We start from the raw sequence: 17,910 nt of genomic DNA on the forward strand, positions 1-17,910 counted from the left end.
GATATGGCGCGACTGATGCCCCAAGCTTTAGTGGCAGCACATATTGTCGAAAATCTTGGCGGTGACGTCGACCGTCCGCTTCTGGCCGTTAGCAGCACTACATCCAGTGGCTAGGGAGCCAGCCGTGAGTTGTCCGACACCGCAAAAGCGACGCTGCCAAGATTGCGGCAGAGTCTCGTGAGATGTTCGATAAACAGAGCATAGGTCTCATCAGACCAAGCTGTACCAAACCGCAGCGCCACGTGGACAGACGTCACTGGGTCCCCTGCAGTCGAAAATTCCAATGCGAAATTTTCGCCCTTCAAATGGACGCCCCCGGTAGCACCGGGAAAGACGCTGTCGCACTCGCGAAGAACGGTTTCAAGAGTGCCAATAGGGCTTACGTCGTGGACGCTGGTCAAACCGTTCACATCGCTTTCCGTCGGCTTCAAGATAACGATGTCGAAACTCATGTGGGTCTCACGGCTCCCCTCATTGAACGTGGTCGGTACGTTTGAAAGGACTGCAGCAGCAAAGTCGCTATCGGTGCTCGGTTCGCATGGCGTTTAGGGCACGCTATTTCTTCGCACACACGAAGTCGAACACGCATTTTGGCGAGATGGACAGGTGGTAGACGTACTCCCCAGTGCCAGCGTCTTCCTTGAAGTACGAAGAGGGCAGTTGGTCCAGCTCTATTGCGTCCTCGCCAATCTGCCAGCGGAATTCGATGTATCGAAAATCTCCGTTTCTTGTTTCGCCTTTTTTTACCGTGACTATCGGGTTGCCATACCGTTGGAGCAACGCAGCCACCGTGGCCGGATAGATGCGCAGGGGTTCAAGGCCGAAGCCGTAGTAGGCCACCTTGCCTTTACGTTCAGTGATTGACCCCGTGTAAGTGCGGCTATCGGTGGTGTACGAGACATCAAAGCTTGCGGAGTCCTGCGGGTGAACCGATACCTTGACACCCTTCTCTTCCAGAGCACGGAGAAATGCCTGCGTCGGTTCACCAATCGGCATGGTGGCAGGTAACGGGTCAAAAGCGATAGCCGCATGTGCGAATGAACTGGAGGACACAGCGGCAAGTGCGATTACAGTCGTCCCTCGGACCAACATTTTTCTCATCTCTAGTCTCTGCATATAGTTTCCGCACTTTTTTTGGCACCACTGCCTGCGGGCTCCCAAAATTAAACGCCCGCAGCGACAGCGAAACTTTTATCAATTTTGCCCCAAGGGGGCGACTGGCCGGTTTTGGCCGATCTGCGGCGGACGTGACCGAACCAAAAGTCAACTCGACATCAATCCTCGTCCTCGTGCCAGAACCCGACCGATTGCAGCCGGTCAAATTGCCGCAAAAGACTGCGACATGTCACGATCAATGGTTGCACTTGGGCGACATGAGCGCGCGATTAATCAATAACTGTGCGCCGTCGAGCCATTGATCCGGATGAGCATCAAGGTAAGCGCGGACCGCTCTCAGCTCGTCATTCGGTGAACGCAGCCTGGACTCGTCACAGACGAGCCCTAGCGTACGTCCATATTCAGCGCCTCCATGGATGTAGCCAGTGACGTAGGCAGCAAGTTGTGTAGTAGAAGACGTTTTGCTCGTAAGTGCTTGGTCCAGGCCACGCGTCAGTTCGTCAACGGTAAGTGCAGAACAACTCTGCATTACGATCAGTGCCGCGGCAAAAAACCATACTGACTTTCCATGCATCCTCGACATCCCCTCTTAAATCAAGCCCGACGCTGCGGCAATTGCCAAAGAGTCGTTTCGAGCGACAATGGATTTATCGTCGATGATCCCAACGCGCCGAACGATCACACCTCAAGCATCCCTGTGGGGCTGGCCGGCATACCGGGCCAGCTCATGGGTGTTAACGATCTACGGCACTCCGTTGCTTGTCTCAAGATGGCCGAATTCAGTCGAGGTGGTCGATACGTGTCACATGGCGTATCCATAACGCTTCGAATATTTCCAACGTTATCTCTTGCGCCTCGAACTCCGGATCGACGTTGATCTCGACCAACGGGGGCACCGGAACTGTTCCAAGCTCCGTTCCTAGCGACGACCTCGTTTCGTCGGCAAACCCCACTCGGCCATCGCGGAAAAATTCGAGCTTGCGCACCTCATTGCGATCCCGATCAAGCACGGAAACCAAGCGGATTGGCTCCGCGGCGAAAGCGTGCTTCCATAGGACGTCGATTGCGATCCAGTCAATTCTCATCGATCCTTTTCCATGCGCGCCAAAGCAGCCGGATGGCGGTAGTCGACCCGACTCGGCCGGCCACACCTGCTGTAAGCGGATAGTCGCACTTCGTTCAGATGGCTTGCATGCGCTTTCTTTAGCGGCAACTCCCTTCTATCTCGCGCACCACCTCGCACCAGTCTGGGACGCTATGCAATTCGCTCACAATTGCGGCGACTTCCGGTTCGAACTTCGCGCGATGCAATAGTGGGCCTACGGCATACCGCTTTGCTTCATCGGAAACACGGCTGAATTCACGATGGAGATCCGCGATCGTGTGCCCCCGTCCGACCCCCTTCGCTGCCAAGCGAACCAATATCTCGAGGGCGTTACCTTGCGTCCAGTCGTATTCGCCCCAAGCGATTTCACGAAGGACGCCAAGCGCAGACTCTCGGAACTGGAGCAGAATCTCGAAGACGGCGAATTGCCAAGCGGTCAGCCATGCACCAAGACCTCGCACATTGGGTTCGAACGCTTCCGGTATCGGGGTCGTCGGCGTGTGGAGTCGGGAGACCAGCATGTCAATAGCGCCCGGAGTTACCTGCCGGCCGACCACGGTCGCCCGCATGTCAAACGCCACCCGGTCGTCGACAAGTATTGCGACCGAACAGATTGCAGCATTCAGAACATCAGCCTCGACGTTTGCAGTCGCGTGATCGATTCCGCGTCGAGAGGAGAGCATATTGAGTATTTTTCGCACACAACCGTCGCCGAACAGAACACCGAATCCTACACTTGGACCGACCGAAGCGCTCGTCAGGGAATGTCAAAACAAACCTGCACCGGGCAGATTCTAGTGTGTTGCATCGACCGGTTGAATCCGCAGCCGCCAACCGACGGATGCGGCCGGCGGTTGCCGACCCACTGCCGCCGGTCGCCGGGTCGGGCTTTCAGGGGCACCTAACCGAGCGGTCCGGCCATCCAAACAGGCATCTAAAGGACAGCAGCTCAGCTGGAACAGACGTTCGGCACCGTGCCTGCGTGATGAGCGGCAACGCCTATACTGGAAGTCTGCCACCCTTCGACCGGCGCCAGAGCACCGACGCTGCATGCCGGCTGGCTCAAGCGCACGGAGGTGGCAACATTGGCGCCAGAGCAGTACACCGCAAGTGCGCCAGGCTCGTTTTAGAATGTCAGACACGCTTTCACAAAGGAGTGTCACCATGATGCAAGCCAGCGAAATCCAGAAGCGTTTCACGCACCTGCAGCAATCCATCGAGCAGGCTTCGCAAACCTGCCATGCAGACGCCACTCTCCCCAAGGACCTCGTCGAGTGCGTTGATCAGCTAGATCAACAGTCCGCGTCGGCAAAGAAAGTGATGGCTTCGAAAGATCAGGATCGCATGCGCCAATGGGTGGACGATCTTGAGCGGATCGGCAACAGCGCGGAAAAAGCGTGCGAACGCGGTGCCAATATCAATGCCAAGATCAAGAAGGCAGTCAGTTCGGTCCACGCTGAACTGCAAGATCTAAAGAAGCAGCTACATTAATTTCATTTCGCGTCATGTGAGTGGTCACCGCGCGCGTGAGCGACCTGCGGCGGGGACATTCGCGCTGATCTCCGCCGCCCTCGATCCATATTTCAAGCGGTTCTTCCCCCGCTTCGAACCCGATGTAAGTCAAGACGTTTGGCGGGTGCGAGCAGGAGTACTCGTGGAACGACGAGCTGCAAGTCTGCCCAACTCTGGGGCGCCGCGCTCCTGCAAGCGCATACATGCAATTCCCGACCTTCTTTGGCGGAAGACCGCCTAGGGGTAACAGGTCTGCGCACGACCGCAGTTTTATGCCAATCGGCCGTTTGAATGTCCGTTCGAGCATGAAGGCGAATGACTGCACTTGGCCGGCAAGCGACCGATCTGCGCATGACGCATCGAAATGCGATCCGACAGGGACTGTAAACGTTCCCCTCTTAATCAGCGCAATCGCTGACGCTTAATCTCAGGCGGTGTCGCCGCGTTCGCACGACGTTCGCCGGTCGGCTTCAGCGACACACCGTCCAGCGGCGCGAACAGCTCGGCCAACGTCACGTTCAGCGAATAGCAGATGTTCGCCAGTGTCTCGACAGATGGATTGGCAATGCCCCGTTCGATCGATGAGACGTACGTCCGGTCAACGTGCGCCTCGAACGCGAGCGTTTCCTGAGATTTCTCGGCTGCATGACGGCACTCCTTGATCCGCTTGCCTAGGGCAATCGAGATCGGGGCCGGTCGTGCAGCAGGGGTGGTAGAGCGCCTCGTAGTCATGGCGTGCAGCATGCCCGCCCGTCGACTGATTAACGACGCTGTAAACTCATCAAGTATAGTCGTATATACTCTACATTCCAGTCGGCCTGATGGCCCTCGATATGGGGGGCTGGACCGGCCATACCCGATCAGGGTGGACCTTGTTGCATCCCCTATTGTCGAGTAAACACTACATTCCGACAGTGGTCACCAAGAAGCTCGACAGACGATGTTGTGCCCGGTTCTGGCAAGGCACGATAGCCCTCGGATAGCCAGGACCTTTTGCTGACCGGTTCGCCGGTCGGCTTTTTTATTCGCAAGGCCCGGCAACACTCGCTGCTGGATTCACCCAAGCAAGCGTCACTTAAAGAGGAACAGGCCAACGTGAAGGATACGTTTGATGCGGGATTTCGAGGCTGGCGCAACGATCTGAAGATCCCCTGATTCCCACAACCCGCACAACCCAATTCACAACCTTACAGAGAGAGGTTTAAACCGCGCTCTCTGTGGCGCTTTTTCAAGGAGGACTCTCATGCGCGCCTATATTCTCACCATTGCTCTCGCTCTCTCGACTTCCAGCTCTTTTGCAGTCTCCACTTGCGACTCCATGCCGACTAAAAACCAGCGGATGGACTGCTGGTCGAATTTGATTGGCGATTACCAACGCGAAGCCGAAGAGTACGCTTTCGCGGTGCAGGAGTCGAAGAAGGTTCCGGCCAATGTGAAGCATGCTGTAGAAGAAAAGCATCAAGCCATTTCGAACGATGCCAATGCGCGCTGCCGCAAGGACGAACTCGGCTATCCGGAAAACACTTGCTACATCCAGCAGATCCAGATGTTCAAGGATTTCACCTACAAGCAAACGTCGAAATTTGGTGTTCCCGACAAACGACTGAATTGAAGCACCGGGCTATCTGCCGTCACTTCTAAAGGAAACAACACCATGCGTAAATTCCTCTTCTCGGTCACCGCCCTCGCGTTCACGATGTTCGCCACCCAGGCCCAAACCCAGTTTCGAGCCAGCGATATCTGCAACATGAAGCGCAGCCAGTATGAGCGAGACCAGTGTCTCGAATACGGAATGCGAGGCAGTATGTTGCGCGTGAAAGGCAACACCGAACGCCTGCTGGCATCCGACCGTGTTTCCGATTCGGAAAAGGAGAGCATCTTGAAAGCCCACAAAAAGTGGGTCGCTGAGGTCAAGAGCGAATGTTCGGAAACCGAGTGCTTTTGGAACATGTCCAGCAACCGCAACAACGAGATCGAGAAAATCATGGCGAAGTACAACATCGCGCCGATGTAATCCATAGCAAGACATAACCGAGGAGAACGAGCATTACGCTCGCTCTCCTCTATGTCGATTTTTTTTGCCAAAGCAGGTGAGTTTCGTCAGTCCCGCTAGCCTCTTCCAGAGGCCGCATCCGAAACGTGTCCCAACGTGAGCCACCTAATTCTTGAATGCACAAATCTCGGCGACGACGTTGCCGTAATCCAGGCACAACGATACCTACAATGCCCGAATCAATGGATTCACAACGAAGCGATCTGTCTTCCGATGGACCTCTCCATGTCGCTGCTGCTACGCTGCTCTTACTGACAGGTAAAACGGCGTGCGCGAGCGAGGTACCACCATGGGGGCGCGAAAACGCACTCGAACTGCTCGATGCGCTGCTCGCGCTCGCCACGCAGCACGGATTTATGCAGTCAGCGGCGTTGCGCGGAAAGCTGACCACCGGCACCCGCACCCAACGTACGCGACTGCTAGCTGAAGTTGCGTTCGATGCAGTACCGGCATCAGCACTGCTTGACGTCATCCGACAGTCAGGTTTCTATATCGGCGAATAGCGTTGGAGCTCAGCGGCGTGCCAAGGCCGTACTGAAACATTGCGTGGTACCAGTTTTAGGGTGCCAACCGCAGAAAGAATTCCTGCAATTGGGCATCTAGAACGTCGGTCAGCTTCTCTCCATATGACTTTGCACGAACCAGATCCTTGAGTTCCTCATCAGATAACAACAATATAAGCTTGTCCGTCTCCACCCATGCGCGTCGACGGGCCAGGAGCGCCGATTCAGACGGTTGATTTCTGCTGCACAACACTCCGAATGTGCGCATGGCCTTTGAGTACAGATACTGCTGAAGAGATTCAACTTCGCGCTGGCGAACGCTCTCGCTGTGATTTTTGAACTCCGCAACCATGAAACGGGTTGAGCAAATTCGCTTAATCTCTTGCCAGAAGGCATGATCGCTATTGATGGGAAAAACCGCATCTCGAATATCGAGGCCATCCTCACTCCTGCTCTGCACGGAGGGAACACTCAGTTGAGGAATGAACGCGTAGTTTAGAATTTCAACACAAAGATCCTCATATTCCCGGAATACCTCTCTTCCTGGCGGCAAGGACTCCAATCGTTCTATTAACTCCTGCGCTCGCGGATCAAGCGGCGCGGGCTGCTCCAGTCCACGCCGAAAAACGGCTTGAGCGTCCAAAAGTAAACGGAAGTCTTGCTCAATTTCCGGACGAGCGGCTAGCAATTCATTCAGGTGGTGCGCGTCCCAAACGGATATACCCTCACGCGCCTCAATATCATTCTTAAGATTCTGCGGCAGCAGCATTGAAACGATCAGAAGCCCGTTTTGCGCACCTGTCAATTGTTTAGCGGCGTTGAGTTGCACAGCTGCTTGCCGAAGCACCGTTGTTCCGGTTCTCGGTCGTGTAAAGTGCTTGACCTCAGCGATCCACGAGTCCCCCGATGAATCTATGAACGTGAAATCGACTCCAATGTCTTGGCTCCGGGCATTTTGCCGCTGGAGCGTATAGCCGGAGCCTTGTAGCAGGCGCGCACAAAGCATCTCGAACTCTTGCCAGCCAAGCTTTGAGTAATCCATATTTGCCTAGCTCCCCGCGCCTGATAACGCTAGTGTTTTGCGCACTGTGATAGCGCAGCATACTACAACACCCCTCAACGCAGGCCGAGACTTCCTTTCCAACAACTTTGAAACGAAGACCGGCGCTACACTCGTTTACGTCAGTTTCGGCTCAACTAGTCGACTCACCACTTCTGGCTTGATACAGTGCGCCTGCGCGCATGGAAGTGTCTCGACCCCTAACGTACCATCCGCCTGTACATCGTCGTCAATGGCGGCTGAAGGGCTATATACGGTAAGCAGCCGGGACGCTGGAGATTACGTACTGCATCGAAGGCCCTTGCGCGCCCCCTCGGGGCTCTCAAATGCCGCAGTCAGAACGCCGGTTGAGCCCCAGCTGGATCGAAGAAGACTAACGAATCCAGAATGGTCTAAACGGGTGCTAGCCGCCCACCAGCCCGATTGATGGACGACCACTTAGGAACCGTTTGACAGTCGCCACCGCCATGAAGAACATCTAATACAACATCCGTTGTTCTGGCATGCGGTCGGTTAGCGTCTAGACTCTCGGTGACCGTTTGCCACGGAGAGCTAACGTTAGGGAATGCATGGCGAGTAACCGTGCATCCAGCGGGGCAGCTTCTGTCGCGTTGGGATATTTGCCCGACCACCTGAGAGGAAACATGACGCGCGTCCGTCACCTTGAAATTCGAAATTTCCGCTCGATACAGACGCTCGATTGGACACCGTCCAACGGCGTGAACTGCCTTATTGGCCCAGGTGACAGCGGCAAGTCGACTATCGTCGATGCCATCGACCTGTGCCTTGGAGCGCGGAGGAGCGCACCTTTCGGCGACACTGACTTCTTCGGCCTGGACGTCACCCGGACCATCGTGATTGCGGTCACGCTCGGCGCACTACCCGACGCGCTGAAGAACATCGACACCTACGGAGAGTTCCTTCGCGGATTTGACCTCGGCACCGGGCTGCTTGAAGACGAGCCGCGCGCAGGTCTAGAAACGGTTCTGACGCTAAAGCTCGAGGTCAAGGACGACCTCGAGCCGAGTTGGACGCTCTATTCCGACCGGGCCGCTCACCAGCAATTGGAACGGTCTCTGGCTTGGAAGGACCGCAGCCTCCTAGCACCAGCCCGAATCGGCACCTACGCAAACACGAACCTTTCCTGGGCTAGGGGCTCGGTGTTGAACCGGCTCACGGAAGAACGCGCGAACCTTGGCTCGGAACTCGCCGGCGCGGCTCGCGCCGCCCGGGCCACCTTCGGCGCACAGGCTGGCCCTCAACTCGCCCAGACCCTGCAAGTGGTCACCCAGACAGCTACCGGCCTGGGCGTAGCCGTCGGTGCGAGCGCTCAGGCGCTACTTGATGCTCACTCGGTGTCGATTGGCGACGGTGCTATCGCGCTCCACAGCGAGACTGGCATTCCTCTGCGGTCGCTGGGCACCGGTTCGGGCCGGCTCCTTGTCGCGGGGTTGCAAAGGGCCGCAGCGGCGGCCGCCACCGTCGCCCTGGTAGACGAAGTCGAGTACGGACTTGAGCCACACCGGCTCATGCGACTGCTCGACTCACTTGGAGCGAAGGACGCGACTCAGCCGCTGCAGGTCTTTATGACAACCCATTCACCGGTGACGCTCAGGGAGCTCGCTGGCAACCAGCTTTTCGCCGTGCGCCAGCGTTCTGGCATCCACACGGCCACATGCGCCGGTACGGACGACGGCATTCAGGGCACATTGCGCAAGGCGGCCGAGGCCTTCCTGTCCAAGTCCGTCATCGTCTGCGAAGGCGCCAGCGAGGTCGGATTCGCTCGCGGGATGGACCAGTGGTGGGTCCACTGTGGCGCGACGTCATTCCTGGCCCACGGAGGCTCATACGTGGACGCAGGCGGAGGAAGCCCCGACCAATGCTTCACACGAGGAGAGGCGTTCCTCAAGTTGGGCTATCGCGTCCTCGTCTTCGTCGACGCGGACAAGCCTGTTTCAACTGTCGGACTCGTCGAGAGATTCATTGCGGCTGGCGGTCAGTACCTCACGTGGCGGCCCGGCTTGGCACTCGAGGACGAGCTATTCCGCCATTCAAGTAATGACGCGGTGCACGCGCTGCTGAATAAGGCGGACGAGATGGTCGGCCGCGAGCTCATGGCCGAGCACATCAAGTCGAAGTCAAACGGACAAGTTACCTTGGATGCCATAGAGGCCGAACGGCTGAATGGCGGCTACACACCTGCGAGCCGAGCATTGCTCGGACTTGCCGCTCGCAACAACAAGAACGGCTGGTTCAAGTCAGTGAGCGGTTTCAAGGAAATCGCCAAGGACGTCGTCGGCCCCCATTTAGCGAATGCAGAGCCGGGCTTTGTCCAAATAACGAACCAGCTCTGGGGGTGGACAAGTGCCGCCGCCTGAAATCGACATCTTTCAGGCGCGCCTAGGCTCAGTTACCGCCCCAGCCGGATGCGGCAAGACCCAGCTCATTGCGGACGCGCTGAGTCAGCACACCGACAACAAGCCAGTCTTGGTGCTGACGCACACCAACGCTGGAGTCGCAGCTCTACGGGCTAGGCTCCAGCGCGGCGGCGTCCCGAGTTCAGCGTACAGAGTGTCGACCATCGACGGTTTCGCGATGCGGCTGGCGGGCAAGTTTCCGCTCCGTGCGGGCCTCGACGCGCGCATTCTCGAACTGGCCGACCCGAACGCCGATTACCCTGTTATCCGGGGTGCCGTGCAAGGCCTCCTCCAGGCCGGTCACATCAGTGACCCCATAACCTCGACATATTCGCGCTTGCTGGTCGACGAGTATCAGGATTGCAACACCGCGCAGCACGCCATCGTCTGTTCCATCGCGCAGACACTGCCCACTTGCATCCTTGGTGACCCGATGCAGGCGATATTCGGCTTCCGCGACCCACTGGTCCACTGGGAGCATGAGGCTCAGGTTGCGTTCCCACCCATCGGCGCACTGCAGAACCCCTGGCGATGGCAACTCGCAGGCATGGACGCGCTGGGTGCCTGGCTACTTCAAGCCCGCGCATCATTGCAGGCTGGTCAACCTGTGGACCTGCGTGGAGCGCCGGAGGGAGTCCAGTGGGTTCAACTAAACCACGGCACGGAACTGCAGCAGCGTCTGGTGGCCGCCCGCACAGAAGCGCCAAACCGAGACGGCCACGTTCTCGTCATTGGCGACTCCATCAATGTCAATGGTCGCCATCAACTCACCATGCAGACGCCGGGCGCCACTTCCGTCGAGGCGGTTGAACTGAAAGACCTGGTCAACTTCGCCCGCCGGTTCGATTTGGCGAGTCCCAACGCGCTGCGACAAATCGCCGAGTTCGCGACTTCACTGATGACCGGGGTGGGTGCTGCAAACCTCCTCACGCGAGTCGAAACGATACGAGGCGGCCGAGCCCGCACGCCCGCGACGCCTGCAGAAGCCGCAGCAGTGGAGTTCATGGCGGCTCCCAGCCACACGACCTCAATTGACCTGCTCCAGTCCCTCGCGGACCAACGCGATGCGCGCGTCTATCGACCAGAAGTGCTGCACTGCTGTATCTCAGCGCTGAGAGCAGCCGGGGGCGAAGGTGGGTTCATTGGCGCGGCGATTCAGGCCCGCGAGCGAAACCGCCAACTGGGTCGGCCGCTGGGTCGGCGCGCCGTTGGAAGCACGCTTCTTCTGAAAGGGCTGGAGGCTGACGTCGCGGTCATTCTTGAGCCCGAGCGCATGACTGCGCAACACCTCTACGTGGCTCTCACGCGAGGCGCAAGGCGAGTCGTGGTTTGCTCGTCGACGCCTTTGCTTACGCCCGCCGCAGGTCGCTAACGAACGCTCATTCAACAACTGAATTCACGCTATCAATGGTGGCATTCGTGCCCTCGACAGCCGCTCGGCGCGCCAAATCAGACGCCCCCTCCGAACACCGAGCTTCTGCTCTCGCGCTACCAAGCAGATAATGGAGGTCGAGACTCGAGCGGCTGCAGTGGGTGGCGGATTCGCCCGGTCGATACGCTGCGTAAGCAGTGGAGGGGCTGCGGCGTTCCGATTGCGGCAATTGCGCTACAGCATAGTCGGGTGCGCGCACGTGCCCCGTCACCGGAACATCTCTCTCCTTTTTTCCTGTTCGAACGCCAAGCGTGAATGTGGAGTCCTGCCGACCTCCTCCTTTCACACACAGGTAAAATGCCACACGATGCGACCACGTGCCATGTCGGGAGAATTATGGACTACCGCATCAGCTACGAACACAGCCTGAAGAACGATCCGGACGATTACATTGTTCATGTTCCATCGCAACTCGTTGAGGGAGTACCAGCCAATGTACCCCGCGCACTCTTGCCGGAGTACATCACCGAACTGATCCTGAAGCGGTCGCCACAGATCGGAAAAATTCGGCACTTGCGGATTCTTTGATAACGCCAACTCAACTCATCGGACATCCCATTCCACGAAATGACCGACACCAATATTCGTGAACTGCAACAGCAGCTCGGCCATCTCAATCTACTCGTCGAAGAAGCCAAGCAGCGCGAAAAACAGGCCGCACTCGCCGAAATCGGCAACCAGGTCAAGGAGTACGGCATCACAGAGATCGAGTTGCTACGCGCGGCAGGTTTCCTCAAAGCCAAGCGACAGAAAGCACCAGCCAAGTACTACGATCCGGACTCCGGAAACTCCTGGTCGGGCAAAGGCGCTCGACCGAGGTGGCTTGAAGGCAAGAACCTCGACGACTACCTGATTCGTGAGGCGCCTCAGCCGTGGTGGCCGGAACGCAGCTGACCGGTCACCCGATCTTGACGATCGACATGTAGCCTTGCAATGCGAGCGGTGTCTGGCTCTGCGAACCGAGTACTTTCGCGAAGCCCATCCAGAGCGGACTGCCACTGCCCCAACTCTGGACGCCGCTCATCCGTAACGAACCAAGCACCCCGGAAATCGAAGCGCTGCCTACCGGCGCATCTGGGTACTGCTGCACGGCGTACTGGTAGATACCCGGGAATGCATAGTTCTGCCCGACTGCCAAAGCCATCTGCGCCGGCAGCTGATACGTGTCCGTTGCCGGCGCGAGAATCTTGGCGCTACCAGCTACGAGGTAGACACCGGACGGGATGGAGATCGTGCCGTCGGCATTGGCGGTGTATTGAAAGCCGTTGCTCGCACCCACACCTACGCGAAAATCAAGCTGATACCAGTTCCCCATGTCGATGCCGCGACCGCCATTCGCTTGTGCGGAGTGGCCCAGCTCAATCGTCAGCACCGGCAGGATTCCGTGCGGCGCCACCAGATTGGTAAGCTGACTCCCGTCGACCGCGGGCAACCGGCCGTTCGCGTCGAGCACGACTACGTTCCCTGGCCCCGTACCTGCCTGTGATTTGGGGATCGCGGCATCTGCAGTTTCCTGAGCGCTCGTTGCTTTGCTCGAGACGGCTTGCAAACCAGCGCGGAGATTGGCGATCGCCATCGCCAAGTTGTTGTTGAGAAGAGGAATCGGTTGTTGTTGAGAACTCGACATGACACACCTTGAGGAAAACGGCTGAAGGACTATAGGATGTGTCGATCCGCTGCTCTTCGGCTGCCGGTCCTCCTGTGTCGCAATCGACCTGTCTGGGATGCGGCAAATCCAGCCCTATACTTGTCTCCCAACTTTCTTTGTAGGTTCTATGCGGAAATATCTCGCTAGCGCGCTGATTGCGCTTGCAACGCACGCGTTTGCCTCCAATCCCTGCCCGCAGTTCAGCCCGAGCGGCAAAGCGCCGATTCTGACCAACCCCCGGATTGCCGTGACAGCTCGTCTCGTCTGCTATTCGGATTTTGCAGTGCTGCACTCCGGCATCAGCCACGGCCCGCTCTGGTCTGCTGAACATTTGACACGAACCCACTTGGCGGCAGCGAAGAACGAGATTCGCACCAACCGATTCTTCGAAGAAACCCACCTGCCCGCAAGCGAACGCGCGCGACTGTCGGATTACCGCAAGAGCGGCTACGATCGTGGCCATATGAGTCCAGCGGGTGACCGTTGGAACGACCGCGCGATGGCCGAATCGTTTTCGCTCGCGAACATGATTCCGCAAAACCCGGCAAACAATCGTCACCTGTGGGCGCACGTTGAAGAGGCAGTCCGACGGATCAGCATGCGCGCGCCGGACACCTACGTCGTCACGGGACCGATGTTCAAGGGCGCCCAACTGACGACGATTGGCAAATCTGGCGTCATCGTCCCGACTCAGATTTTCAAGGTAGTCTATGTTCCTCAGAAGCGGCTCGCGTTCGCCGTCATCGCGGACAACACCGCAACCAAGCGCTACACGATCACGACAGTACACGAGGTCGAAGCGCAAAGCGGCCTGCGATTTCCCGGCATTCCGGAATCGCTGAAGAACACACGCACTGGAGGTCTGAATGGAGTTTAAAGCGTTTGCAGACGACTCGACCGTCGTGAACATTCACGGTGACGCATTCACCGTGACCAACGATCTCGACCACGTCGTATTGTCAGGCACGTTGGAACTGACGCGAGACAAGGCAGGCCTCACCGCCGCACTTGCACTACAGCACGCCATCGCGAGCGTCGTTGATGTACTTCAGCACGATCCGGCGCTTCCCGAACGTGTCAGCGAGGAGCCTCCTGCACCGACGGGCAAGATCAAGAATCCCTTCACCGGCTAATCGCCTCCCACGCAGCAGCTTCGTCTTCGCTCCACTGCCACTTATCGAGAGATGACCGCATTCAACCTTTCAGACTATCTCGCTTCGGCAGCACTCGTAGCATCAGCGATAAGCGCGCTTTACGCAAAAAGGCAGAGTGAATGGGCGAAGATTTCTTCGACCAATGACTACCGCACTCAGCTCTCTGAGCAACACGCGCGCTATCGACATTTACTTGCTGAGGTCCGGAGAAGGCATAAACCAGACCTATCGCAGCTAAGCGAGTCCGCGGCAGGTGCTTTGACGAGAATTATTAATCGCGCGGACGATCACGACAATCGCGTGGAGAGTTCGGGCGGCCATTTACGCCACGTCCTTCACGAGTGCTCTGAAATGGCATTCTACGCATTCAGGGGGCAGCTTGCTTGGTAAACTGGGCTTAACATTTCGTGGCGCATTTATCACCTAACCTCAGTCGAAGACAACCTTGAACCGGATACCGACTACTTTTCGAAAGGTGACGCTCAAGCATCATTCAGACGTCGCTACTGGGAAGACCCCAATGCAATGCTCGAGATAGATCTAAAACATGATAGACGCTTCTGCAACCTTGTGTCGCAGTTAAAATCCCGCATTGATCCAGAATCACGAATCGATTTTCTCGTTGGAATTCAGGAAGACCTCGCCTCATTTAGAACAACGCACGAGGCAAGTCGAGCTGGGTTTTGCGAAAGTGTTGAGCAGCTCGATGAGATGCTTGAGGAAGGAAAAATTGAACACTTCCCTCTCGAAGAATCGCCCCAGCTCTATAACGCGATACAACGCCAGAAGACTGTGCTCGATACATTGAGCAATCTCAGCATTCCTCTGATTGAACCGGAGGACGCCGTCCACTACCGTAACTACGTTTCGATAGCCGTACATGCCTGCGCGGTTCTACATGCAATCTCACGCGTCCATTCGTGGGGCTGGGATCGCGCATAACGACTGCAACTGCAACATGTCCGGCGACCGAAATAACGAGCTTGGACGGATTGTGGGCAGGTACAGCATCGGTCCGGATGTAAAGCGCGGCATCAAACGAGAAGAGCGGGCGTAACGTTCGCTCTTCTCGTTTATGGTGCTTGTTTTTTCCTTCAGCGGCAAAGGCCATGACGAGTCCGGCAACTATCAGGAACTGCTCTCATTTTTCCTGCTCCGGTCACCACAGCCAATTACTTCGGTACCGCACCTTCCCGACAGCAATCAATCGCCTATGAGGAGCGGGCGACCCGGTTGCGCCTCGTTCCGTCAGCTTCACAAGGCGCCACGAAAGATCGCCCAAATGGAATGGTCCCGAATGCTCCGCCCTCCGTCTTCTTGGCGAACCAGTAGCAGCGCTCCATCGCACGCGTAATCCCGACGTACGCCAGTCGCCTGGACTCTGCACGCTGAGCCTCGTCAAAGCTACCCAGACCGGCCTTGTGATACAGGAAATTCTTCAAGGGATTCACCCCGGAATAGACACAGTCCTCCAACAGCACAACAGATCGAGCCTCCAATCCTTTCGCGGCATGGAAGGTCATGAACTTTACCGACTTCCCCCAGGCAGGTCGCTTCAACTTGCTCAACTTGTGATGGCCTTTTGCCGAGCGTGAAAGCACTAGCATAGGTTCGTCCTCCGTCGCGCCAGTACGCTCCACTTCGGCCATAAGGAGGTGTTGTAGGCGGTCATACGGAAGCTCGCCCTTGGCCTCATGTAGCAAAACGGGCGTCTGCTCGTCCGCCCATCGGCTCATCGGCACGCACGTCTTTGCTTCCATGCCGTCGACATCGGTCAGCACTGACTCCGCACATCGCAATATGTGATTGCTGCTGCGGAAGTTTTCCTCCAGCTTGATGCAACCATGCGTGACCGCCGGAAAGTGCTCCTTGAACCGGACAAAAAACTCCGGTGAGCTACCTCGCCAGCCATAGATGGACTGCCAGTCGTCCCCCACGCACGTGAGCGACCCGGGTAGCCCGCGCTTGACCAACTCACGCTGACAGCCCCGGATCCACTTGACGATCTGCGGCGAAATGTCCTGAAATTCGTCGATCAACAAGTGCTGCATGGCGCCAAGCACGAATGTCGGCACGCTGTCGAAGTTCCCGGGATGCTCCTCCGAAAAATACGAGAATAGTTGATTGAAGGTCCAAATGTCCCGTTCGCGCAGCACCTCTTCGAAGACAGGCCAGAACCTCGCGACAGCCTCTGCAAGCAAGCGCTCAGGCGCCGTCAACCCGCATGCAGCGTCCTTCGACAAAGCCGCGTTCATGGTTGCCGCTACTGGCAACCCAAGGTTCTCTACAAACTGGGCGGCATCGTAGAAGGTTCGAAGCAATGGCTTTCGGCCAAGATCTCCCGGCGCTCTCCATTCAAACATCGGAACTGTTGCGCGCTTCTCTTCGTATGCCTGATACCAGGCAAGCATCGTCGTCAGCTCCGTTAGCTGCTCCACCGTATCAATCCAGACGACGGGCTTCTCGCTGCGGGCGGCCAGTAGCTTGCGCTTGCTGTAGATGAACAGCCGCACGTCATCCCCCTCGGCCTTGTCGGGGAAGTATGTTGCTCCACCCAGGACAATATACGCATCCATCGCGGGTAGAAAGCCATGTACTCGGTACAGATCGCGCATCGAGGTCGAGAGCTGAATCGGCTCTACGACTTGCACAACACCATCAGGAGGCCACATGCCTGGAGCAATCCGGTTTCTCCATGCATCTTCCACCAGCGGGGACATCGCCGCGTCGCGCTCAGCGACCTTCACTTCAAGCGCCCGGGGCCCGTCCTCCTTATGACGCTTTACTTGGAGAAGACTGTACCGGTAGATAGCCGCGACGACAGCCGAAAAATCGGTATCTTTCGTGAATGCCCTCTCGTATGCCAAACGAAGGAGCTTGTCGCGCTCTGGAGTTGTGTCGGATTTCTGCTCACCGCCCGACGCGGGATCAGCCGCGTCAGTGTGCCCGGAATCGTTTCGCAACTCCCGACCTGCATTGGCCGCATCAATACCGGCTTCAAGAAGGTTGTCGATATCGATGTCACGTATCGCCTTGCCTTTCTCCATGTCCATCAGCTCCAGCACCTGCACCGACGGGCTGATGGATCGCGCCATTTTGAACACCATGGAATGAAATGTGCGAACCAGCGAACGCGCCTCATCGAGCGACAGCTCAACGTCCCACTGCTCCATGCACTTTCGCAGTTTTTGCACGAAGTCCTTCCGGCTTTCTCTCGTGAACGTGAAGACGGAAATGCGGCTGCGGTCAATGGCCCGATACAGATTCAGTGCGATCACGCGCAGCACCAGCGACGTTGATTTACCCGACCCTGCTCCCGCGATTACGTACGTCGCGGGATCATTGGACAAGATCATCTCCCACTGCCGCGGTCTTGGATCCTGGCCGGTGCGAGCCTTGACGTCCCGCCGGATTTCCTCTTTCATCCGCGCATCGAGTCCAATAGGCTGATCGCTGACCAGCCATCTGGCGCGCTCCTCGGCCTCCTTCCGTTTGCGCCGTGCCTCATCCTCGGCCTGGATGCGAGCGGCTTCTTCACGCTCCTGACGCTCTAGTAAGCGGCCGGCCTTGACCCCTCGCTCATACCCCTCTCCGTCGCCTTCCGTCTTTCCCGATGCGAAGCTGTCACGCTCGGCCCGGCGCACCGCATGATCGAGCTGTGCCGCGTGGTTCTCTGACAGCGTCGAAACCGCCTGTAAATGCCGTTGCACTGACATCCAGGGAAGGTTTCCCAGCCATCGATCAATCCAACTCATCAGAAATACTCTCCATGATTAAGCTCGCGATTCCTTTCGCCTCGATCTGACGATGACATTCGGATGCGCGATTGCCACTCAGAAGTCGGCCTGGTCGACCTCTCGCTCGAGCGCCTCCGGCAGATATGAGGCCGGCGGGACATGTCGTCATCCGA

Annotated in this window: 20 protein-coding genes; 12 read left to right on the forward strand and 8 right to left on the reverse strand. The window is 57.4% G+C overall.

All coding sequences use genetic code 11. The features are described 5' to 3' along the window. Positions 1-110: 110 nt before the first annotated feature. The 4 genes from GD429_RS00190 to GD429_RS00205 all read right to left on the reverse strand — a co-directional run bounded on the left by GD429_RS00190 (position 111) and on the right by GD429_RS00205 (position 2,922). Positions 111-452 (reverse strand): hypothetical protein, encoded by a 342-nt coding sequence (locus GD429_RS00190; RefSeq protein WP_152855170.1) that lies wholly within the window; start codon positions 450-452, stop codon positions 111-113. A 103-nt stretch (positions 453-555) separates the two neighbouring features. Beyond that, entirely contained in the window at positions 556-1,101 is a 546-nt protein-coding gene (locus tag GD429_RS00195) for a hypothetical protein (RefSeq protein WP_152855171.1), read from the reverse strand. A gap of 794 nt (positions 1,102-1,895) precedes the next feature. Further along, a complete protein-coding gene (locus GD429_RS00200; RefSeq protein WP_152855172.1) occupies positions 1,896-2,201 on the reverse strand; it encodes a DUF6881 domain-containing protein in 306 nt (101 codons plus the stop codon). 118 nt (positions 2,202-2,319) lie between these two features. Further along, entirely contained in the window at positions 2,320-2,922 is a 603-nt protein-coding gene (locus GD429_RS00205) for a hypothetical protein (protein WP_152855173.1), read from the reverse strand. Between the two features lie 463 nt (positions 2,923-3,385). Between GD429_RS00205 and GD429_RS00210 the strand changes: the two genes are divergently transcribed. Next, the gene (locus GD429_RS00210) at positions 3,386-3,712 is read left to right on the forward strand and encodes a hypothetical protein (RefSeq protein WP_121862498.1); all 327 of its coding nucleotides are present in this window, start codon (positions 3,386-3,388) and stop codon (positions 3,710-3,712) included. A gap of 423 nt (positions 3,713-4,135) precedes the next feature. On the opposite strand, the gene GD429_RS00215 is transcribed toward GD429_RS00210, so the two are convergent. After that, a complete protein-coding gene (locus GD429_RS00215; protein ID WP_152855174.1) occupies positions 4,136-4,477 on the reverse strand; it encodes a helix-turn-helix domain-containing protein in 342 nt (113 codons plus the stop codon). 249 nt (positions 4,478-4,726) lie between these two features. Here GD429_RS00215 and GD429_RS40205 point away from each other — a divergent pair, with 249 nt between their 5' ends. From GD429_RS40205 to GD429_RS00230, 4 genes are all read left to right on the forward strand, one after another. Beyond that, positions 4,727-4,888, forward strand: a complete 162-nt coding sequence (locus GD429_RS40205) for a hypothetical protein (protein WP_193727031.1) — start codon at positions 4,727-4,729, stop codon at positions 4,886-4,888. Between the two features lie 88 nt (positions 4,889-4,976). Further along, a complete protein-coding gene (locus GD429_RS00220) occupies positions 4,977-5,345 on the forward strand; it encodes a hypothetical protein (RefSeq protein ID WP_152855175.1) in 369 nt (122 codons plus the stop codon). A 42-nt stretch (positions 5,346-5,387) separates the two neighbouring features. Further along, the gene (locus GD429_RS00225; RefSeq protein ID WP_152855176.1) at positions 5,388-5,747 is read left to right on the forward strand and encodes a hypothetical protein; all 360 of its coding nucleotides are present in this window, start codon (positions 5,388-5,390) and stop codon (positions 5,745-5,747) included. 209 nt (positions 5,748-5,956) lie between these two features. After that, positions 5,957-6,289 carry a hypothetical protein gene (locus GD429_RS00230; protein ID WP_152855177.1) on the forward strand — a complete coding sequence of 111 codons (333 nt, stop codon included), beginning with the start codon at positions 5,957-5,959 and terminating at the stop codon, positions 6,287-6,289. Positions 6,290-6,344: 55 nt separating this feature from the next. Here the strand turns inward: GD429_RS00230 and GD429_RS00235 are convergent, their stop codons facing one another. Further along, a complete protein-coding gene (locus GD429_RS00235; protein ID WP_152855178.1) occupies positions 6,345-7,331 on the reverse strand; it encodes a restriction endonuclease in 987 nt (328 codons plus the stop codon). Positions 7,332-7,993: 662 nt separating this feature from the next. On the opposite strand from GD429_RS00235, the gene GD429_RS00240 reads away from it, so the two are divergent. The 4 genes from GD429_RS00240 to GD429_RS00255 all read left to right on the forward strand — a co-directional run bounded on the left by GD429_RS00240 (position 7,994) and on the right by GD429_RS00255 (position 12,092). Further along, positions 7,994-9,727 (forward strand): ATP-dependent nuclease, encoded by a 1,734-nt coding sequence (locus GD429_RS00240; RefSeq protein ID WP_152855179.1) that lies wholly within the window; start codon positions 7,994-7,996, stop codon positions 9,725-9,727. Then, positions 9,714-11,138: a UvrD-helicase domain-containing protein gene (locus GD429_RS00245; protein ID WP_321574300.1), complete on the forward strand. Its 1,425-nt coding sequence runs from the start codon at positions 9,714-9,716 to the stop codon at positions 11,136-11,138. Before GD429_RS00240 ends, GD429_RS00245 begins: the two co-directional genes overlap by 14 nt. 396 nt (positions 11,139-11,534) lie before the next feature. Continuing rightward, a complete protein-coding gene (locus GD429_RS00250) occupies positions 11,535-11,726 on the forward strand; it encodes a hypothetical protein (RefSeq protein ID WP_152855180.1) in 192 nt (63 codons plus the stop codon). Between the two features lie 39 nt (positions 11,727-11,765). Further along, complete coding sequence (locus GD429_RS00255; protein WP_152855181.1) at positions 11,766-12,092, forward strand: H-NS family nucleoid-associated regulatory protein; 327 nt, start codon at positions 11,766-11,768, stop codon at positions 12,090-12,092. Between the two features lie 4 nt (positions 12,093-12,096). Here GD429_RS00255 and GD429_RS00260 read toward each other — a convergent pair whose 3' ends face one another. Next, positions 12,097-12,825 carry a hypothetical protein gene (locus GD429_RS00260; protein ID WP_152855182.1) on the reverse strand — a complete coding sequence of 243 codons (729 nt, stop codon included), beginning with the start codon at positions 12,823-12,825 and terminating at the stop codon, positions 12,097-12,099. A 148-nt stretch (positions 12,826-12,973) separates the two neighbouring features. Between GD429_RS00260 and GD429_RS00265 the strand changes: the two genes are divergently transcribed. From GD429_RS00265 to GD429_RS00275, 3 genes are all read left to right on the forward strand, one after another. After that, positions 12,974-13,723, forward strand: coding sequence for a DNA/RNA non-specific endonuclease (locus GD429_RS00265; protein ID WP_152855183.1), 750 nt, complete (start codon positions 12,974-12,976; stop codon positions 13,721-13,723). After that, positions 13,713-13,979, forward strand: coding sequence for a hypothetical protein (locus GD429_RS00270; protein WP_152855184.1), 267 nt, complete (start codon positions 13,713-13,715; stop codon positions 13,977-13,979). Before GD429_RS00265 ends, GD429_RS00270 begins: the two co-directional genes overlap by 11 nt. Before the next feature lie 546 nt (positions 13,980-14,525). Beyond that, positions 14,526-14,942 carry a hypothetical protein gene (locus GD429_RS00275; RefSeq protein WP_152855185.1) on the forward strand — a complete coding sequence of 139 codons (417 nt, stop codon included), beginning with the start codon at positions 14,526-14,528 and terminating at the stop codon, positions 14,940-14,942. Positions 14,943-15,211: 269 nt separating this feature from the next. On the opposite strand, the gene GD429_RS00280 is transcribed toward GD429_RS00275, so the two are convergent. Next, positions 15,212-17,755: a UvrD-helicase domain-containing protein gene (locus GD429_RS00280; protein ID WP_152855186.1), complete on the reverse strand. Its 2,544-nt coding sequence runs from the start codon at positions 17,753-17,755 to the stop codon at positions 15,212-15,214. Positions 17,756-17,910 lie beyond the last annotated feature (155 nt).

The organism is Burkholderia sp. BE17 (genome assembly GCF_009362305.1).
Taxonomy (GTDB): Bacteria; Pseudomonadota; Gammaproteobacteria; order Burkholderiales; family Burkholderiaceae; genus Burkholderia; species Burkholderia pyrrocinia_C.